Origin of the sequence: Pseudotamlana haliotis, from assembly GCF_008806375.1 — a bacterium.
Classification (GTDB): Bacteria; Bacteroidota; Bacteroidia; order Flavobacteriales; family Flavobacteriaceae; genus Pseudotamlana; species Pseudotamlana haliotis.
Genome location: NZ_WAAT01000001.1, coordinates 80,724 through 96,875, shown reverse-complemented (window position 1 = coordinate 96,875; position 16,152 = coordinate 80,724). Strand labels below are relative to the sequence as shown.

The 16,152-nt window shown below is 34.4% G+C and carries 16 protein-coding genes; 4 read left to right on the top strand and 12 right to left on the bottom strand.

The window, feature by feature from the left end; translation table 11 throughout:
- Positions 1-14 precede the first annotated feature (14 nt).
- Positions 15-1,268, top strand: coding sequence for a tetratricopeptide repeat protein (locus tag F6U93_RS00400; RefSeq protein ID WP_150935736.1), 1,254 nt, complete (start codon positions 15-17; stop codon positions 1,266-1,268).
- A gap of 97 nt (positions 1,269-1,365) precedes the next feature.
- On the opposite strand, the gene F6U93_RS14975 is transcribed toward F6U93_RS00400, so the two are convergent.
- From F6U93_RS14975 to F6U93_RS00375, 5 genes are all read right to left on the bottom strand, one after another.
- The gene (locus F6U93_RS14975) at positions 1,366-1,767 is read right to left on the bottom strand and encodes a transposase (RefSeq protein ID WP_150935734.1); all 402 of its coding nucleotides are present in this window, start codon (positions 1,765-1,767) and stop codon (positions 1,366-1,368) included.
- Positions 1,768-1,959: 192 nt separating this feature from the next.
- A complete protein-coding gene (locus tag F6U93_RS00390; protein WP_150935732.1) occupies positions 1,960-2,388 on the bottom strand; it encodes a DUF4268 domain-containing protein in 429 nt (142 codons plus the stop codon).
- 237 nt (positions 2,389-2,625) lie between these two features.
- On the bottom strand, positions 2,626-4,470 hold the full coding sequence (locus tag F6U93_RS00385; RefSeq protein WP_317132811.1) for a DUF885 domain-containing protein: 1,845 nt from the start codon (positions 4,468-4,470) through the stop codon (positions 2,626-2,628).
- A 365-nt stretch (positions 4,471-4,835) separates the two neighbouring features.
- On the bottom strand, positions 4,836-5,510 hold the full coding sequence (locus F6U93_RS00380) for a ZIP family metal transporter (RefSeq protein WP_150935730.1): 675 nt from the start codon (positions 5,508-5,510) through the stop codon (positions 4,836-4,838).
- A 48-nt stretch (positions 5,511-5,558) separates the two neighbouring features.
- Complete coding sequence (locus F6U93_RS00375) at positions 5,559-6,290, bottom strand: class I SAM-dependent methyltransferase (RefSeq protein ID WP_150935729.1); 732 nt, start codon at positions 6,288-6,290, stop codon at positions 5,559-5,561.
- Between the two features lie 210 nt (positions 6,291-6,500).
- Between F6U93_RS00375 and F6U93_RS00370 the strand changes: the two genes are divergently transcribed.
- Both F6U93_RS00370 and F6U93_RS00365 read left to right on the top strand, forming a co-directional pair.
- On the top strand, positions 6,501-7,661 hold the full coding sequence (locus F6U93_RS00370) for a THUMP domain-containing class I SAM-dependent RNA methyltransferase (protein ID WP_150935727.1): 1,161 nt from the start codon (positions 6,501-6,503) through the stop codon (positions 7,659-7,661).
- A gap of 137 nt (positions 7,662-7,798) precedes the next feature.
- Complete coding sequence (locus tag F6U93_RS00365) at positions 7,799-8,281, top strand: OsmC family protein (RefSeq protein ID WP_150935725.1); 483 nt, start codon at positions 7,799-7,801, stop codon at positions 8,279-8,281.
- 17 nt (positions 8,282-8,298) lie between these two features.
- Here the strand turns inward: F6U93_RS00365 and F6U93_RS00360 are convergent, their stop codons facing one another.
- The 3 genes from F6U93_RS00360 to rlmD all read right to left on the bottom strand — a co-directional run bounded on the left by F6U93_RS00360 (position 8,299) and on the right by rlmD (position 11,081).
- Positions 8,299-9,087 carry a DUF6048 family protein gene (locus F6U93_RS00360; RefSeq protein WP_225312477.1) on the bottom strand — a complete coding sequence of 263 codons (789 nt, stop codon included), beginning with the start codon at positions 9,085-9,087 and terminating at the stop codon, positions 8,299-8,301.
- Positions 9,059-9,607 carry a DUF6452 family protein gene (locus tag F6U93_RS00355; protein ID WP_150935721.1) on the bottom strand — a complete coding sequence of 183 codons (549 nt, stop codon included), beginning with the start codon at positions 9,605-9,607 and terminating at the stop codon, positions 9,059-9,061. Before F6U93_RS00355 ends, F6U93_RS00360 begins: the two co-directional genes overlap by 29 nt.
- Positions 9,608-9,668: 61 nt before the next feature.
- Positions 9,669-11,081, bottom strand: a complete 1,413-nt coding sequence (gene rlmD, locus F6U93_RS00350; RefSeq protein WP_150935719.1) for a 23S rRNA (uracil(1939)-C(5))-methyltransferase RlmD — start codon at positions 11,079-11,081, stop codon at positions 9,669-9,671.
- Between the two features lie 283 nt (positions 11,082-11,364).
- Between rlmD and rocD the strand changes: the two genes are divergently transcribed.
- Positions 11,365-12,609: an ornithine--oxo-acid transaminase gene (gene rocD / locus F6U93_RS00345; protein WP_150935717.1), complete on the top strand. Its 1,245-nt coding sequence runs from the start codon at positions 11,365-11,367 to the stop codon at positions 12,607-12,609.
- A gap of 42 nt (positions 12,610-12,651) precedes the next feature.
- Here rocD and F6U93_RS00340 read toward each other — a convergent pair whose 3' ends face one another.
- From F6U93_RS00340 to F6U93_RS00325, 4 genes are all read right to left on the bottom strand, one after another.
- Positions 12,652-13,839, bottom strand: a complete 1,188-nt coding sequence (locus F6U93_RS00340; RefSeq protein ID WP_150935715.1) for a class I SAM-dependent methyltransferase — start codon at positions 13,837-13,839, stop codon at positions 12,652-12,654.
- 8 nt (positions 13,840-13,847) lie between these two features.
- On the bottom strand, positions 13,848-14,936 hold the full coding sequence (locus tag F6U93_RS00335; protein ID WP_150935713.1) for an AI-2E family transporter: 1,089 nt from the start codon (positions 14,934-14,936) through the stop codon (positions 13,848-13,850).
- A 69-nt stretch (positions 14,937-15,005) separates the two neighbouring features.
- Positions 15,006-15,506: a TrmH family RNA methyltransferase gene (locus tag F6U93_RS00330; protein ID WP_150935711.1), complete on the bottom strand. Its 501-nt coding sequence runs from the start codon at positions 15,504-15,506 to the stop codon at positions 15,006-15,008.
- Positions 15,507-16,148, bottom strand: a complete 642-nt coding sequence (locus F6U93_RS00325; RefSeq protein ID WP_150935709.1) for a DUF4159 domain-containing protein — start codon at positions 16,146-16,148, stop codon at positions 15,507-15,509.
- Between the last annotated feature and the right edge of the window lie 4 nt (positions 16,149-16,152).

Genomic DNA, 16,152 nt, shown 5'->3' with positions numbered 1-16,152 from the left:
AATAGATCATAAAAATGAAGAAACAAGTTATTGTAGCTTTGGCAATTTCAATGAGCGCATTTTCATTCGCACAAAAAAAGGAGTTGAAAACAGCTGAAAAAGCTATTAAATCGAATAATTTCTCTGAAGCTAAAACAGCTTTAAGTCAAGCCGAAGCTTTAAAAGGAGAAATGGATAGTAAACTTAAAGCTAAATACTATTACTTAAATGCTGAAGCACTTTATGCTAATGGAAAAGGGTCAATGGCCGATATTGATGGGGCGATTGAAAGTTTATCATATGTTGAAGGTGATTATATTCAGGAATCTGAAGATTTAAAACAAAAAATGATGACTAATTTGGTTGAAACAGGTAATAAAGCCTATGAAGCCAAAGATTTTTCTAAAGCATCTGATTACTTTGAGAAAACCTATAGAGTAAAACCTCAAGATACGGTTTACTTATATTATGCTGCTACTATGGCGGTAAGTATTCCTGAATATAACAAAGCTTTAAAGATGTATGAAGAGCTTAAATCTTTAGGGTATACAGGTATTGGTACAGAATATTTCGCGACCAATGTTGAAACAGGTAAGGAAGAGATTTTAGACAAAAACACACGTGATTTATATGTGAAATCAAAAACACATATCAAACCAGGTGAACGTACAACAGAGTCTAAAAAACCAGAAATTGTAAAAAATATTGCACTTATTTATGTAAGTGAAGGGGAAGATGAGAAAGCACTTGCGGCAATGAAAGACGCTAGAGCTGAAAGTCCTGATGATGTTAACTTAATTTTGTCTGAAGCTAATGTGCACTACAAAATGGGTAATACTGAAGAGTTTAAGTCTCTTTTAAAGGAAGCCATTGCTATGGATCCTAAAAATCCAGAGTTACAGTATAACTTAGGAGTTATTTCAGCTGAAAGCAAGCAAAATGATGAAGCTAAGAAATACTATGAAAAAGCTATTGAGTTAGATCCAAACTATGTTAATGCTTATATTAATCTTGCTGCTTTAATATTATCTGAAGAGCAACCAATGATTGAAGAAATGAATAGTTTAGGAACTTCTAAAAAAGATAACGCACGTTACGATGAGTTAAGAGATAAACGTCAAGAATTATATCAAGATGCTGTTCCTTATTTATCTAAAGCTTTAGAGATTGATAATAATAATATTAATGCTGCTAAAACTTTAATGAATATTTATAGTATTTTAGGAGAGACTGAAAAGTCTAAAGGTATGAAAGAAAAAGTTGAAGCTCTTGAAGCTGCAGGAGAATAAATAAAATGTCTAGTCCTAAATAACCGATACAGATTATTAAAGGATTAAAGTTATTCATTAAAGCTGAACTATGTTAACATTGTTCAGCTTTTTTGATTTATACTGTTTTCTTTTTAAGTTTTGTTGTTTGTTCATCATATTCTTTTTTTGCCATATCTACTAGCATATCAAAGATGATGACTTTCTTATTTGCCTGTTCTTCAGGGTGTTCTGCTCTTTCCTTCTGCTTCTCGAGAAGCTTAACCTTGGCTTCAAGTTCAAGTATTCTTTGTTCTGGTGTTTTTGACCTTGTTGAAGGTAATTGGTTTTCCCAATCAAAGTTACCATATTTCTGTAACCATTTAGTTACTGTAGAATCCCCTTGGATGCCATATTTTAGTTTTGCTTGGGATTTTGTCAAGAATCCTTGTTCTATTTCTTCTACTAATTGGAGTTTAAAAGAGAGCGAGTAATCCTTTTGGGTACGTTTGGGAGTACCATTATTTGCTGATGTTTTCATTACACTAGGGGTTTAGTGTATCGCTATTTCAGGACGTGATATTATATATTATAAAAGGGTTGGGCTAGTTTGGTTTGATCCTTTTTTTTGGGGAATTAAAAATGAATAGTTAAAAGTAAAAAATTTAACTAGCCTAACTTCGGTTAAACGACTCAACAATTCAACATGCCGTCCAAATAATCAATTCATTTATCAGCTATCAATAACATCGCGGTATTCTTCATAAAAGGCTTCAAATAAGCTCATTTTTTCATTAAAGAAGACCATAACTTCTTGCCAGGAGTTTTTGTTGTGAATAGAAACTTTCTGTTCTAAAGGGATGTAAATTCTTGAGATTTCCTTTTGATTATCTAAAATATATTCTTCGTTGTATATGGCTTCTGGTAGATATTCGTCGGTTAGAATGGATTTTAAAGCCACTAATTTTTCCCAGTATTTAATGCGGTGTTCCAAATCATCTTCAACATCTAAAGCCACAAGCGCACTTTTGGTATCAAAGTGGAATTTAAAACTAAACCCTTTTAACTTGGTGTTGTATAAAATCCATTTTCTAGGAAATGATTTCCCAAAACTGGTCCAAAAATCTTGTTTTAATCGTCTTGATTCTTCTTTTGAAAACACAGGCTTCTTTTTTTTTTTTTTTGAGGTTTTTGGCTAATTCCTTAAAGTTGAATAAGGACTTTACAAAGGTAACATCATAATTAAATTATGAAAGCTTTAATTTCAAAGCTTGGGAGAGCTGTTTCAAGATAAAATCCTTGCTCCGTCTGAAAGACGGTCAGAATGACGAATGTGATTAATACTTTGGGAACAGCCTCTTAAAAGCTAAACTGATTTAGTAAATCATTTATGAATTTACTATTTTATCTCATTTTGTTTCGAACCAATATATTCATCAACAAAATCTTCTAATACATTTAACGGAATGGCACCATGAGAAATTACGACTTCATGAAACTCACGAATATCAAAATCATCTTTTAAGGTGTTTTTCGCTTTTTCTCTCAATTCTAAAATTTTCATCATGCCTATTTTATAGGCTGTGGCCTGACTAGGCATTACAATATGGCGTTCAACCATTTTAATGGCATCTAATTCGGCATTTGGTGTATTATCGGTATAGTATTTTATTCCCTCTTCACGTGTCCATTTTTTAGCGTGAATTCCTGTATCTACTACCAATCTACAAGCGCGCCATAGTTCCATGGCTAAACGCCCAAAATCGGAATAAGGATCGGCATAGAAGCCCATTTCTTTAGGGGTAAATTCAGAGTATAAGCCCCAACCTTCGGTGTAAGCCGTGTAACTTCCAAACTTTCTAAACATAGGCACATTTTCAAGTTCTTGTTGAATGGCTAATTGCATGTGATGTCCTGGAATCCCTTCGTGATAGGCTAAGGCTTCCATTTGATAAGTGGGCATGGATGCCATGTCGTATAAGTTAGCGTAATAAATACCAGGTCTAGAACCATCGGCGGCCGGACGGTTGTAAAAGGCTTTTCCAGCAGATTTTTCTCTAAAAGGTTCTACGGCTTTTACAATAATATCGGCTTTAGGTTTGGTGATGAAAATTTCATCCAAACGGGTTTTCATACTGTCTATAATCTGTACAGCTTTATCTAAATAGGCCGCTTTTCCATTTTTATCGTCAGCGTAGTAAAACTGTTTATCTGTTTTCATAAACTCAAAAAAGGCTTTTAAATCACCTTCGAAGCCTACCTTTTCACGAATAGCGTTCATTTCTTTATGAATTCTATCAACTTCAGCTAAACCAATGTTGTGAATCTCATCTGCCGTGAGTTGTGTGGTTGTGGTATTTGTAAGGGCATTTTTATAAAAGGCTTCACCGTTAGGGAATTTCCACGCGCCAGCATCAGTGTTTGAACGTTCTTTTTGTGCACTCATAAAATCAATAAGCGCTGCGTAAGCAGGTTTTACAGCGTTTAATAGGGATTCGTTGGCTTGAGTTTTAAGTTGACTTTTAATAGAGTCATCAAGGTCAAGTTTGTCAATTTTACTGGTAAAATCTTCCAATAAAGCACTTTTAGTTTCGGTTTGGTCAAAAGGTTGTCCTACAAGAATGTTTTCAGAATCTTGAATAACCTTATCATAAACAAAAGTAGGAGGCATGACACCAATAGCTTCTCTAGCTTTTAAATTTTCAATGAGTTGCTCGAAGTAAGGTTTAAAGCCGTTTAATCTAGAAATATAAGCTTCTGCATCTTGAAGGCTGTCAATACGATGCATATTAATTAAAAAAGCAGGTTTACCAGATTGTGCACCAAACATTTGATTTACTGGGTAGTTATGCAGTCGGAATTCGTAGTTTTTAATTTCTTTCTCAAAATTTTGTTTAGCGAGTTTATAACTTAATAAAACGTCTTTAGAAAGGGCTTCAACATTTACAGAGTCTTCTAACCATTGTAATTTTTCTTTGTAAAATTTCTGGTCTCTTTCGCTAGCTTCAGGTGAAATATCATTCCATTTTCCGTAGTTCTTTTTGATTCCCAAACGTGTTTGGAATTCTGGAGACCTCGCAATTTGCTCATCAAAGGTATTTTGAAAAAAATCGCTAACCTTTTGCGATTCAATCTTAATAGCTGTTTCTGTAATGGTTGTTGTTTTTGTATCTTCTTTACAAGAAAATAGTACCAAAACAAAGGATAGCCCGAGCATTGGTCTTAAAAAGTAAGATTTCATCATTAAAAAGTGATTTTTTTTGGTTTAAAAAAAAGTAAGATGTAAAGTTAATGAATGCTCTGTGATAATTTAAAAAAAATAATATTGTTTTATGATTTGAAGGGTCTTTGTGTTTTAATTTGAAGTAATTTTAAGGATTTTTGTTTAAATGTGAAATATGTAAAATATGTGAAGAATTTTAAAAAAAAACCATCTGTATTAATGAAAATTAGTGTCTAGAATTAGCGCTGTGAGTCTCAGCGTAATCTCAGCGTAACTCAGTGAAAAAGTTACTTGAGCATTTCTATCTTTGAAAACCTGGGGCAAGAAAATCAATGTAAGAGTAGGTGACCAACAGCTAATAACCAAAAACCACCAACTAATCTCTATTAAATCATGTAAGCTATAGCAACCCCCAAAATGATGGCGATGTATTTTGAAAGGTTGAATTTATGACCGTCACCACTTTCAAATAAAATCGTGGTTGAAATATGAAAAAAGATTCCTATTACAATGGTATTCATAGCATCTGCATAATGGCCAATAATGGTTGATTCATGAGAAATAAAAGTCCCTAATGGCGTCATAAAAGCAAAAACTAACAGAAAACCAACTATATGTGATTTTGTGTAATTTGATTGCATCAAAAATAATGTAAGCACCGTGGCAATCGGGATTTTATGTACCAAAACGCCATAAACCATATCATTATGATCATGAATGGAGAAACCTTCTAAAAAACTATGAATACATAAACTTATAAAGAGTGTCCATGGAAAGGTACTATTTCCCTTATGAATGTGTACATGTCCGTGTTCGGCACCCTTAGAGAACAATTCTAAGGTGATTTGCAATAAAATACCAGCCATTATAAGCAAGCCTGCTAGTTTGGTGTCTAAATGATGATAAACTTCAGGAAGCAACTCAAAAAGCGTTAAAGCTAATAAAAAGGCCCCGCTAAAAGAGAGTAGGAGCTTCGTATTCCAAGATTTTTGCTTTTTAGTCAATAAAGCCAAACCAAAACCCACAAAAACAGCTAAAAAAGGTAGTAAAAATTTATTCATTTATTAAAAAGGCTCAATCCTAGAGCAAAATTATAAGTGCAATATCCACTATTTAAAAATCATCACCAAACGCTCTGATGATTTGGGGTTAAACTTATTGAGTTTATAGTCTCCAAAAACATCCAATAAAAAAACATCGGTCTGTTCAAAAAGCTTTTCAAAATCAGCCAAAGTAAAAGCACGAACACGTTCTTGGTAATTGTAAACTTTTTCGTCGACTGTAAAAGTAATATCTTTTATGATATATCCTTCCTCAACAAAACGCTTTAAGTGAAACTCGATACCATCAACGGTTTTCGTTTCTTTAGGAACCAAGTTGTCGATAACAAACTCACTATTCATAAAATCTATAACACCAAAACCGAATTCGTTTAAGTTGGACTTTATGGCTTCAATGGTTTTTAAATTATCGGCATCATCTTCAAAATAACCAAAACTTGTGAACAGGTTGAAAACCGCGTCAAATTGTTTGTGATATGGTAAGCACATGTCGTGTTCTTCAAAATGCAAACGGTGATTTTCAAATTGTTTAGCAAATTTGATGCTGTTAGCACTTAAGTCAACACCAGTCACATCATAACCTATTTTGTTTAAATAGCGAGAATGTCTTCCTTTTCCGCAGGCTAAATCTAAAACGGTTCCGTTTTCCGGAAGGTTTAAATAGTTGGTTAAGGTTTCCATAAAGGCATGTGCCTCTGTGTCGTCTCTGTCTTTGTATAAAATGTGGTAAAATGGTGTGTCAAACCAAGAAGTGAACCAAGTTGCTGTATTATTTGTCATATATATTTTCTGTGAAAACAGAAATTTTTTCTTTTCGGGGCTGGCTGAACGCTTTAAAATGTGAGCGTTTATGGCTATTAATCGTATTCAATTAAAAATGAAAGGAAGCCAATGCTTTAAAAGCCCTAATTATCAATAAACTTTACGTTTGCCGCAAAATTACATTATTTTTGCAATCTATTCAGCCTAAAAAGAGAAGAGACGTAAAAAATGGGAGAAAATTTTAATATGGTTGCCAAAACATTATTTGGCTTTGAGGATTTACTAGAAAAAGAATTACAACAACTTGGTGCGCAATATATTAAAAAAGGGGTGCGTAATGTTTCTTTTTCGGGCGATAAAGGTTTTATGTACAAAGCCAATTTAGCGCTACGTACTGCTGTTAAAATTTTAAAACCCATCCATGCTTTTAATGTTAAAAATGAGCAGGATTTATATAATAAGATCTATGCTATGGATTGGTCTAAGTACCTGAAACCTACAGGAACCTTGGCTGTTGATGCGACGATTCACTCAGAATTATTTACACATTCTTTGTATATCGCACAAAAAACTAAAGATGCCATAGTTGATAAATTTAGAGATACTGATGGGCAAAGACCTAACGTCGATTTAAAATTCCCAGACCTTAAAATTAATGTGCATATTGATCGCAACCGTTGTACTATTTCATTAGATTCTTCGGGTGATTCTCTACATAAACGTGGTTATAAAACCGCGACTAATATTGCCCCTATAAATGAAGTATTAGCAGCGGGCTTAATAATGCTTTCTGGTTGGGACGGACAAATAGATTTTATGGACCCTATGTGTGGTTCTGGAACCATGCTTATTGAAGCCGCTATGATTGCGTGTAACATTCCGCCAAACTTAATGCGTAAAGAGTTTGCTTTTGAACGTTGGGAAGATTGGGATGTTGATTTATTTGAAAAAATAGAAGAGTCTCTATTAGGAAAAACACGTGATTTTCATCATAAAATTATAGGATACGATAAAGCGCCTAGTGCTGTAGCCAAAGCCAAAGAAAACGTGAAAAATGCCCAATTGGAAGATTTTATTGAAGTGAAACACGAAGACTTCTTTAAAACTCAAAAAGGAGGTGATGAAAAACTACAGATGGTATTTAACCCGCCTTATGGTGAGCGTTTAAATATTGATATGGAAGAATTTTATAAAAATATAGGAGATACACTGAAACAAAATTATCCAGGTACTGATGCTTGGTTTATCACCTCTAATCTTGATGCCTTGAAATTTGTAGGCTTACGTCCGTCACGAAAAATACAGTTATTCAACGCTAAACTAGAATCGCGTTTAGTGAAATACGTGATGTATGAAGGGAGTAAGAAGGGGAAATATATGAACAACTAATCCCTGCGAAGGCAGGAATCTCGTTATGTGTTGTAAAATGGTTTATATGTTAATTTCTTTGGTTTTTTAACAGAATATGGGAAGACATAAAGACAATAAAATCGAATTATAATGCATCCAAAAGCTAATTCTTAATCATGGGTTTCAATCATACTTTTAAAACGCAAGTAAATTGGGAAGTCAAAGCAGGGGATTCTACTAAAAACCCAAGAAGTTTCAGTAGAAGTCACACGGTTCATATAGCGGGTAAAAAGCAAGGTTTAGAAGTTTCGGCAGCGAAACCTTTTCGAGGTGATGAAGGATTACACAATCCTGAAGATTTGTTGCTTTCCGCTTTAGCGTCATGCCACATGATGTCTTATTTATATGTTTGTTCGCAACACAATATTGAAGTGCTGTCTTATACTGATCAAGCAGAAGGGATTCTTGAGGTGCAATCTACGGGAAGTGGTAGTTTTACTAAAGTGATATTGAATCCTGTAGTAACTATTAAAAGCGAGGCTCAAAAAGAATTAGCCTTAAGTTTACATGACAAAGCCAATCAACTTTGTTTTATAGCAAATTCTTGTAATTTTCCTATTTCACATCATGCTCAAGTTAATGTGTCTAAAACCACTTAAAGCATTATGAAATTAGCTTATTTGTATTTGCTAAAAAGCGGAATTCTATAAGCTATAGTGTAGCTGTATCCAGCCCCAATACGGCCACTATCATAAGTTCTACCAAAACCAGGAATGTATACATTCTCAAAATTACTAGGATCTGTTTCGCTAACTAAAAGTCGTACTTGCAAGTTAATTCCCATGTAAAGATTGGTTAGTACTTCGGCTTTTAAGCCTAACTGTAATTCAGCCCAAAATGCGGTTAAACTATCAAACTCTATCGGGTCTGTAATCGTGTATTGCGGTGCCCAATATTGGTTGGCCGTATAAATAGTTGCACTGTTTAAATCGTGGCTAAAAGAGCTTCCTCCTGCACGAAAACCAAAATAGATCATATTGTCCATATTCAACCAGTTGTCATACATGTTGTAATCAACACCTGCCTTTAGGTAACTTCCTTGGGAACTAATGTCCATATAATCGGTTATAGTACTTTTTTCTTCATGCCCAAATTCTCCAGCGACATACAAATGCTTAGATAATCTGAAATCAGCATTAATTTCAAAACCCTGGTAGTCATCATCAAAAGCAGATCTTATGAGTTTACCAACATCGGCACCTGCTCGAAGTCCGTATTTCAACTTAACCGAGGTGGAATCGTTTTTGGTTTTAGCAGTTTCTTTAGCTTTTTTAGTTTTACTAGAATCTACTGTTTTCACAGTTTCATTGATTTTAGCAATACTATCGTTTTGAGCTTTTGTGGTAATTGAAACCAACAAAAAGAAAACGATAAGGCTAGTGCGTAACAATAAAGTGGGCTTCATCTTCATTTTCTACAGATTGGTTTTCGGTCATTGGCTGTCTAGAAATCATCCAGTTATCAGCATCAGGTTCAATAGTTAGGGTAACGTTCTTATAAATGGTTTTATAACCGCAGGCACGAGACACATAAATTTCTTCTCGACTATAGTTTATTGTAATGATATCTTGGTTTCCTTCTAAAAAATCATCCGTTTCATCGTCAGGTGTACCATTGTTATTAATAGTTGCATCTGCGATTAGTGCATATTGTGTTGTGTTATCATCTGTTTTTAAAGGCAAATAGACGTCATCAGTATCTACAAATGAATAACCGTCCAAAACACTATTATTGCCCACACCAACAACGACCAAATCAAACACGTTTTTTTGTGCTTCTGGATTGAGTACATTATAGAAATCGATAATAAGTCGAGGTGTAGTTGCCGTACCTTCAGCGCAAATATCGTCTGGCTCGCAGGCTATAGCAATAAAAACGCCTAAAACTAGTAGTGTAGGGGTAATAAGGATTTTTAAATATTTCATTATTATGTTTTAATTACCGCTTTTCCAAGGTTTAAAATTAGCTTAGAAATGCATTTTATACCTAACGACGCTCTAAAAGTACAACATTTTCTACGTGAAAGGTTTGTGGGAACATATCAACGGCTTGTGTTTTAATCACTTTGTATTGGGCGTCCATAAGTTCTAAATCACGGGCTTGGGTAGCACTATTACAGCTTACATAAACCACTTTTTTAGGCGCAATGTTTAATATTTGCTGTACCACATCTTTATGCATACCGTCACGTGGCGGATCAGTAATAATCACATCTGGATCACCATGAGTTTCTATAAAAGAGGCGTTAAATACATTTTTCATATCACCCACAAAGAATTCAACGTTATCAATATTATTTAATTGTGCATTTTCTTTAGCCGCTGTTATCGCATCAGGAACCGCTTCAACGCCAACTACTTTTTTTGCTTTTTTAGCAACAAACTGTGCAATGGTTCCGGTTCCGGTGTATAAATCGTATACCAGTTCGTTTCCTGTTAAACCAGCAAAATCTCTAGTGATTTTGTATAATTCGTAAGCTTGATCAGAGTTGGTTTGGTAAAAAGATTTCGCGTTTATTTTAAATCTTAATCCTTCCATTTCTTCAAAAATATGATCGTTACCTTTGTAACAAATCACTTCTTGATCATAAATAGTATCGTTTGCTTTTCCGTTAATCACGTATTGTAAAGAGGTAACTTCAGGGAATTTTTCAGCAATAAAATCTAATAATAATTCACGTTTTTCTTTATCTTCTTTAAAAAACTGAACCATGACCATGATATCTCCAGTAGTCGACGTACGAATCATCATGGTACGCAGTAAACCCGTTTGATTTCTAGTATTGAAAAACTCTAAGCCATGTTCAATTCCGAAGGCTTTAACGGCGTTTCTAATCGCGTTTGAAGGATCAGCTTGCAGGTGGCATTTATTTAAATCCAGGATTTTATCCCACATGCCCGGAATATGAAACCCTAGAGCATTACGGTCTCCTAAATCTTCATCAGATTGCACTTCTTCGAGCGTTAACCATCGGCTATCGCTAAAGGAGAATTCCATTTTATTTCTGTAAAAATATTGCTGTTCAGAGCCTAGAATAGGTGTTACCTCAGGAAGTTCAATATGTCCAATTCGAGTTAGGTTATTGGTAACTTCCTTTTGCTTATAAAACAACTGGTGTTCGTAGGCCATATCTTGCCACTTGCACCCGCCGCAGGTACCAAAATGTTCGCATTGTGGTTCGGTACGTTTATCAGAGAGTTTATGAAAGACCGTAGCTTTTCCTTCATAATAAGCTTTGCGTTTCTTGAACGTTTGCACATCTACTACATCACCGGGAACTGCGTTTGGAAGGAAAATAACCTTCCCATCTGGTGCTTTTGCAATGGTTTTACCTTTTGCTCCTGCATCAATAACTTCTACGTTTTCAAAAACTTGTTTTCTTGATTTTCTTCTTGCCATGCTGCAAAAATAATGAACTCCTTTATACTTTATAGTTTCAAGTGGAAAATAGTTATTTTCTTTTTGAAATTTGATTGCTTCAATACGAGTTCAGTTATAAGATTATGCTAAACATGCTTTTGAACTGCTCAATTATTAGTAATTTGCAGCTTCTAGGGATGATTTCTCTCCCACGCTGAATTTTCGTCCCGATAGTTATCGGAACCTCGGAAGGATAAAGGTAGAGAAGGAATGGTTATTTTAAGCATCTGTGATCTAGGTGCAAACTTTTAAAATTTTTAAAATGGCTGTTTTAGACCAATTAACTTCGCAACAAGCGATTACATTAGAAAACAAGTATGGTGCACACAATTACCATCCATTACCTGTAGTGTTAAACAGGGGAGAAGGTGTGTATGTATGGGATGTAGAAGGCAAAAAGTATTATGATTTTTTATCGGCTTATTCTGCTGTAAACCAAGGTCATTGTCACCCCAAAATTGTAGGTGCCATGATTGAACAAGCACAAACTTTAACATTAACCTCAAGAGCTTTTTATAATGATGCCCTTGGAAGGTTCGAGAAGTTTGCTTGTGAATATTTCAACTTCGATAAGCTTTTACCAATGAATACTGGTGCAGAAGCTGTAGAAACCGCTTTGAAGCTTTGCCGTAAATGGGCTTATGAGGTGAAAGGTATTGATGAGAACGAAGCTGAAATTATTGTTTGTGAAAATAATTTCCACGGAAGAACAACAACAATTATTTCATTTTCAAATGACCCAGTAGCGCGCAAAAACTTTGGTCCCTACACCAAAGGCTTTATAAAAATAGCCTATAACGATTTAGATACTTTAGAAGAGAGTTTAAAAAACAACCTGAATGTTTCTGGGTTTTTAGTGGAACCTATTCAAGGTGAAGCTGGTGTTTATGTGCCCGATGAAGGCTACTTAACCAAAGCCAAAGCACTGTGTGAAAAATACAATGTGCTTTTTATTGCAGATGAAGTACAAACAGGTATCGCTCGAACAGGAAAATTACTAGCCGTAGACCATGAAAATGTAAAACCAGATGTTTTAATTCTTGGTAAAGCCATTAGTGGTGGGGTTTATCCGGTTTCAGCTGTTTTAGCTAATGACCATATCATGAATGTTATAAAACCAGGGAATCATGGGAGTACTTTCGGTGGAAATCCTGTTGCGGCAGCTGTAGCCACCGCAGCTTTGGAAGTCATTAAAGATGAAAACCTTGCTGAAAAGGCTTCTGAATTAGGGGAAGTATTTCGAAGTGAATTAAACAAATACATCAATTCTAGTAATATCGTGAGTTTAGTACGTGGTAAAGGCCTACTTAATGCCATTGTCATTAATGATGACGAAGAAAGCGATACGGCTTGGAATATTTGCATGGCTTTGAAAGAAAACGGCTTGTTGGCCAAACCAACGCATGGTAATATTATTAGGTTTGCGCCTCCTTTGGTGATGACTGAAGCACAATTGTTAGATTGTGTCAATATCATTACTACTACGTTAAAGCAGTTTGAGGCTTAAATAAGTTAATATGTATTTAGTAGGAAGTTAGAAACTTTAAATCTAAGCCATTTCAATTTTTGAACAAACAAGTATAATTTTTTTGTCGTTCATATTGGTAGTGAAAAATAAATAGTGCGTACCACCATCTATTATTTTAAACTTTTTACGAATGTTTTGAACCGTTTCCGGGAAGTTACGCGTGGTTATGTTTGCTTTTGAAATGTTTAATGTTTTAAGCGCTTTTTTATTGTACTGAAGGATTTGTTCTATTTTGAAGGATCTTCCAGGAAATTCAACTAAATTATCACTGGTGTATAAATGAGAGTGTTTGTGAAGCTTGTTAATTTTTAACTGTTCAGAAACACTTTCAAAAGCACCGGCCTTTAATATAGCGGCATTAGGTTCGTATAAATAACTTAGAGGCTCACTATACGTCGCATTTGCTTGCTTTTCTTCGTTTAAATTGAAATTGAATTTTGCTTTTCTTTGTTTTTGAATGTTCACTGTTTCAATATGGACGTCTCCCGAAAAATCACATTCTAAAACCCAAAGTAACTCTTTAACTTCATTATTCAACGCTACAACATGAATGGTTTTTACATGCTTTAGCTCGTTGATACCTATGCTTAAATCCAGCAAGGGCGATATTTTTATGAGGATGTTTTTAGAACGACTAAAAAGTAATTCTAGATTTTCTGGTACGTTTGGTAAACAATCATTTAAAAAGAACACCTTGCCCTTACTATCATGTCGGCGTGAGGGGTCGATGTAAATCCAATCGAATTGTTTTTCTGAATGTCTTAAATAATCCATGCCATCACCTGTAAACGTAGTGATGTTTTTTACGTTGAGTTTTTCGTAATTATGCTTTACAATAGCAGAAAGTGTGCTGTTTATTTCGCAATGTGTTACCGTTTTAAAATGCTTTGAAAAATAATAACAATCTACCCCAAAACCGCCCGTTAAATCAATGATGTTGTCTCCTGATATAAGGGCTGATTTGTATTCTGCAGTACTTTCAGAAGAGGTTTGTTCAATGTTTAATTTATTCGGAAAGTAAATGTTCCCGGTTTTAAACCACAAAGGAAGTTTGTTTATACAACGATTTTTTGCTTCAATCTGCTCAATGATTTCTTGAACAGTAACGCCTTCGAAAGTCACGCCTTTAAGTAGGAGTGTAGAGATGTCTGAGTGTAAATTGGTATGGATGAAATCTTGAATTTCAGTATTTAAAATATACGTATTCAAAGCTGAAATTAAATGTTTTGAGTCACTTTCTTAACGATACGGTTTTCCGCCAGGTATTCCTTTAAAATCACTTTAATTGTGGTATAAGCGGGAATAGCAACAATTAAACCAACAACACCAAATAAAATTCCAGTGATTAATATAACCAAGAAAATTTCAAGTGGATGCGATTTAACACTTTTAGAAAATATAACGGGCTGACTCACAAAATTGTCCATCAATTGTCCGATGACAAAAACGACCAATACCCAAAATGTTTTGGGTAAAATATAGTGTAAAAGTGATTGACCAATATTAGTGGTCATAGTAAGAGTAACCATTAAAACAGCACTAATAGCTGGGCCAACATAAGGAATAAGATTCATTAAAGCACATAAAAAAGCAATAACGAAGGCGTTTTCAATCCCTACTACAAATAAACCGATAGCATAAATAATAAAAAGTATGGTGATTTGACAAATGAGGCCAACAAAGTACCTAGACAACATTTTCTTTATTTTTGAAAAAGAATTTTTAAATTGATTTTCGCTTTTTTCAGGAACAAAAATGATAAGTGTATTCTCCAAAAGCGTTCGGTCTTTCAAGAAGAAAAAACAGATGAAAAGTACAGAAAATAAACCAATACTAAAGCTGCCTAAGCCACTAACAATAGAGTTTAGTACATCAGGTATAAAAGAGAAATCTAACATTTCTATAAGTTTAAAACCTTTAAACCTATTGGTTAAGTCATTCGTGTCTAGGTTGAAATTTAATGCAAATGAGTTGTAAATCTCTAATAAGTTAGACTCTAGTTTTTCGATGTCAAGCAAAGATAAATTGTGCCCTTGTTCCATGATTAGTGGAATAAACAGACCGGCTAAACCAACCAATACACCCAGTAAAAGAAAAATAGTCACCACTACAGCTATGTCTTTTTTTAGCTTCAGTGTATGTTCTAAAAAGTTAATAAAAGGTCTGCAAATTAATGAGGTTATTGCAGCAATTGCAACATAAGCTACTACAGATCGAATTTCGTAAAAGAAATATAATAATATCGAAATACCTACGAGCGTATAAACTGCTCTAAGGATACCTTTTGAAATGGTTGTTGATTTCAATTTATAAAATTTATTTGTAAGTAAATCTACTTAATTAAAACAACAATAAAAAATTGAAGTGAGAATAGATTAAATTAATTGTTTAGTGGCTTCGTAAAGTGCAATATTTGTGGCTTGTACCACATTCATACTACTATTCTCCCCAAACATATCAATATGGATTATGTGATCTGAAAGCTTTAAAATAGCTTCAGAAACACCAAAATTTTCATCACCGATTACAAAAGCAATAGGCTGTTTTTCTGAAAACTCAAAACGATGCATCGGCACACTTTCACTAGTGATTTCAATTGAAATAATTTGATAGCCTTCTTTTTTTAAATTTAAAACCACATCTGAAGCCTTGTCGCAAATATCATAAGGCACAAATTTTTCGGTCGCACGAGAGGTTTTTGTTATTTTCCGCCCCAGTGTAATATTTTGTCCGCATAACACGATTTTTTCAACACCAAAGGCATCTGCAACCCGAAACAAACTACCAATATTAGGGGCATTAGTCACATGGTCACAAACTAAAGTGATGGGAAATGTACGTTTTTCAAAATTGGTATTGTAGTGGTTGAGTTGCATTTAATTTTCAAAAGCGAATTTAATAATGTTAGCACCCATTTTTAGTGCTTTTTCACGAACTTCTTCCGAGTCGTTATGCACTTCATGGTCTTCCCAACCATCGCCTAAATCACTTTCATAAGTAAAGAGAAGTATTAAACGTTCGTCTTCAAAAATTCCAAAAGCTTGCGGACGCTTACCATCGTGCTCATGAATTTTTGGGAGTCCGTTTGGAAATTTATAGGCCACATTAAAAATTGCATGATTTGATGGGATTTCAATCAATTCTTTATTAGGAAATACCTTTTTCAACTCTTTGGTAATATAAGGTTGCATACCATAATTGTCGTCAATATGAAGAAAACCGCCAGACATGAGGTAATTACGTAGGTTTTCAGCATCATTTTCATCAAAAAACACGTTTCCGTGGCCAGTCATGTGAATTAGTGGGTATTGAAAAATATCAAAACTTCCTGTTTCAACAGTTTGGGGTTTGGGGTTTATTTTAGTGTTGATATGGCTGTTGCAAAACTGAATAAGATTAGGTAAAGCTGTAGGATTAGCATACCAATCACCGCCGCCTTTGTACTTTAAAACAGCCAAATCTTGAGCCGATAAGCTCAAGGAAACCAAGTAGAAACAAATGATGAAAAATAATCGCATGGTT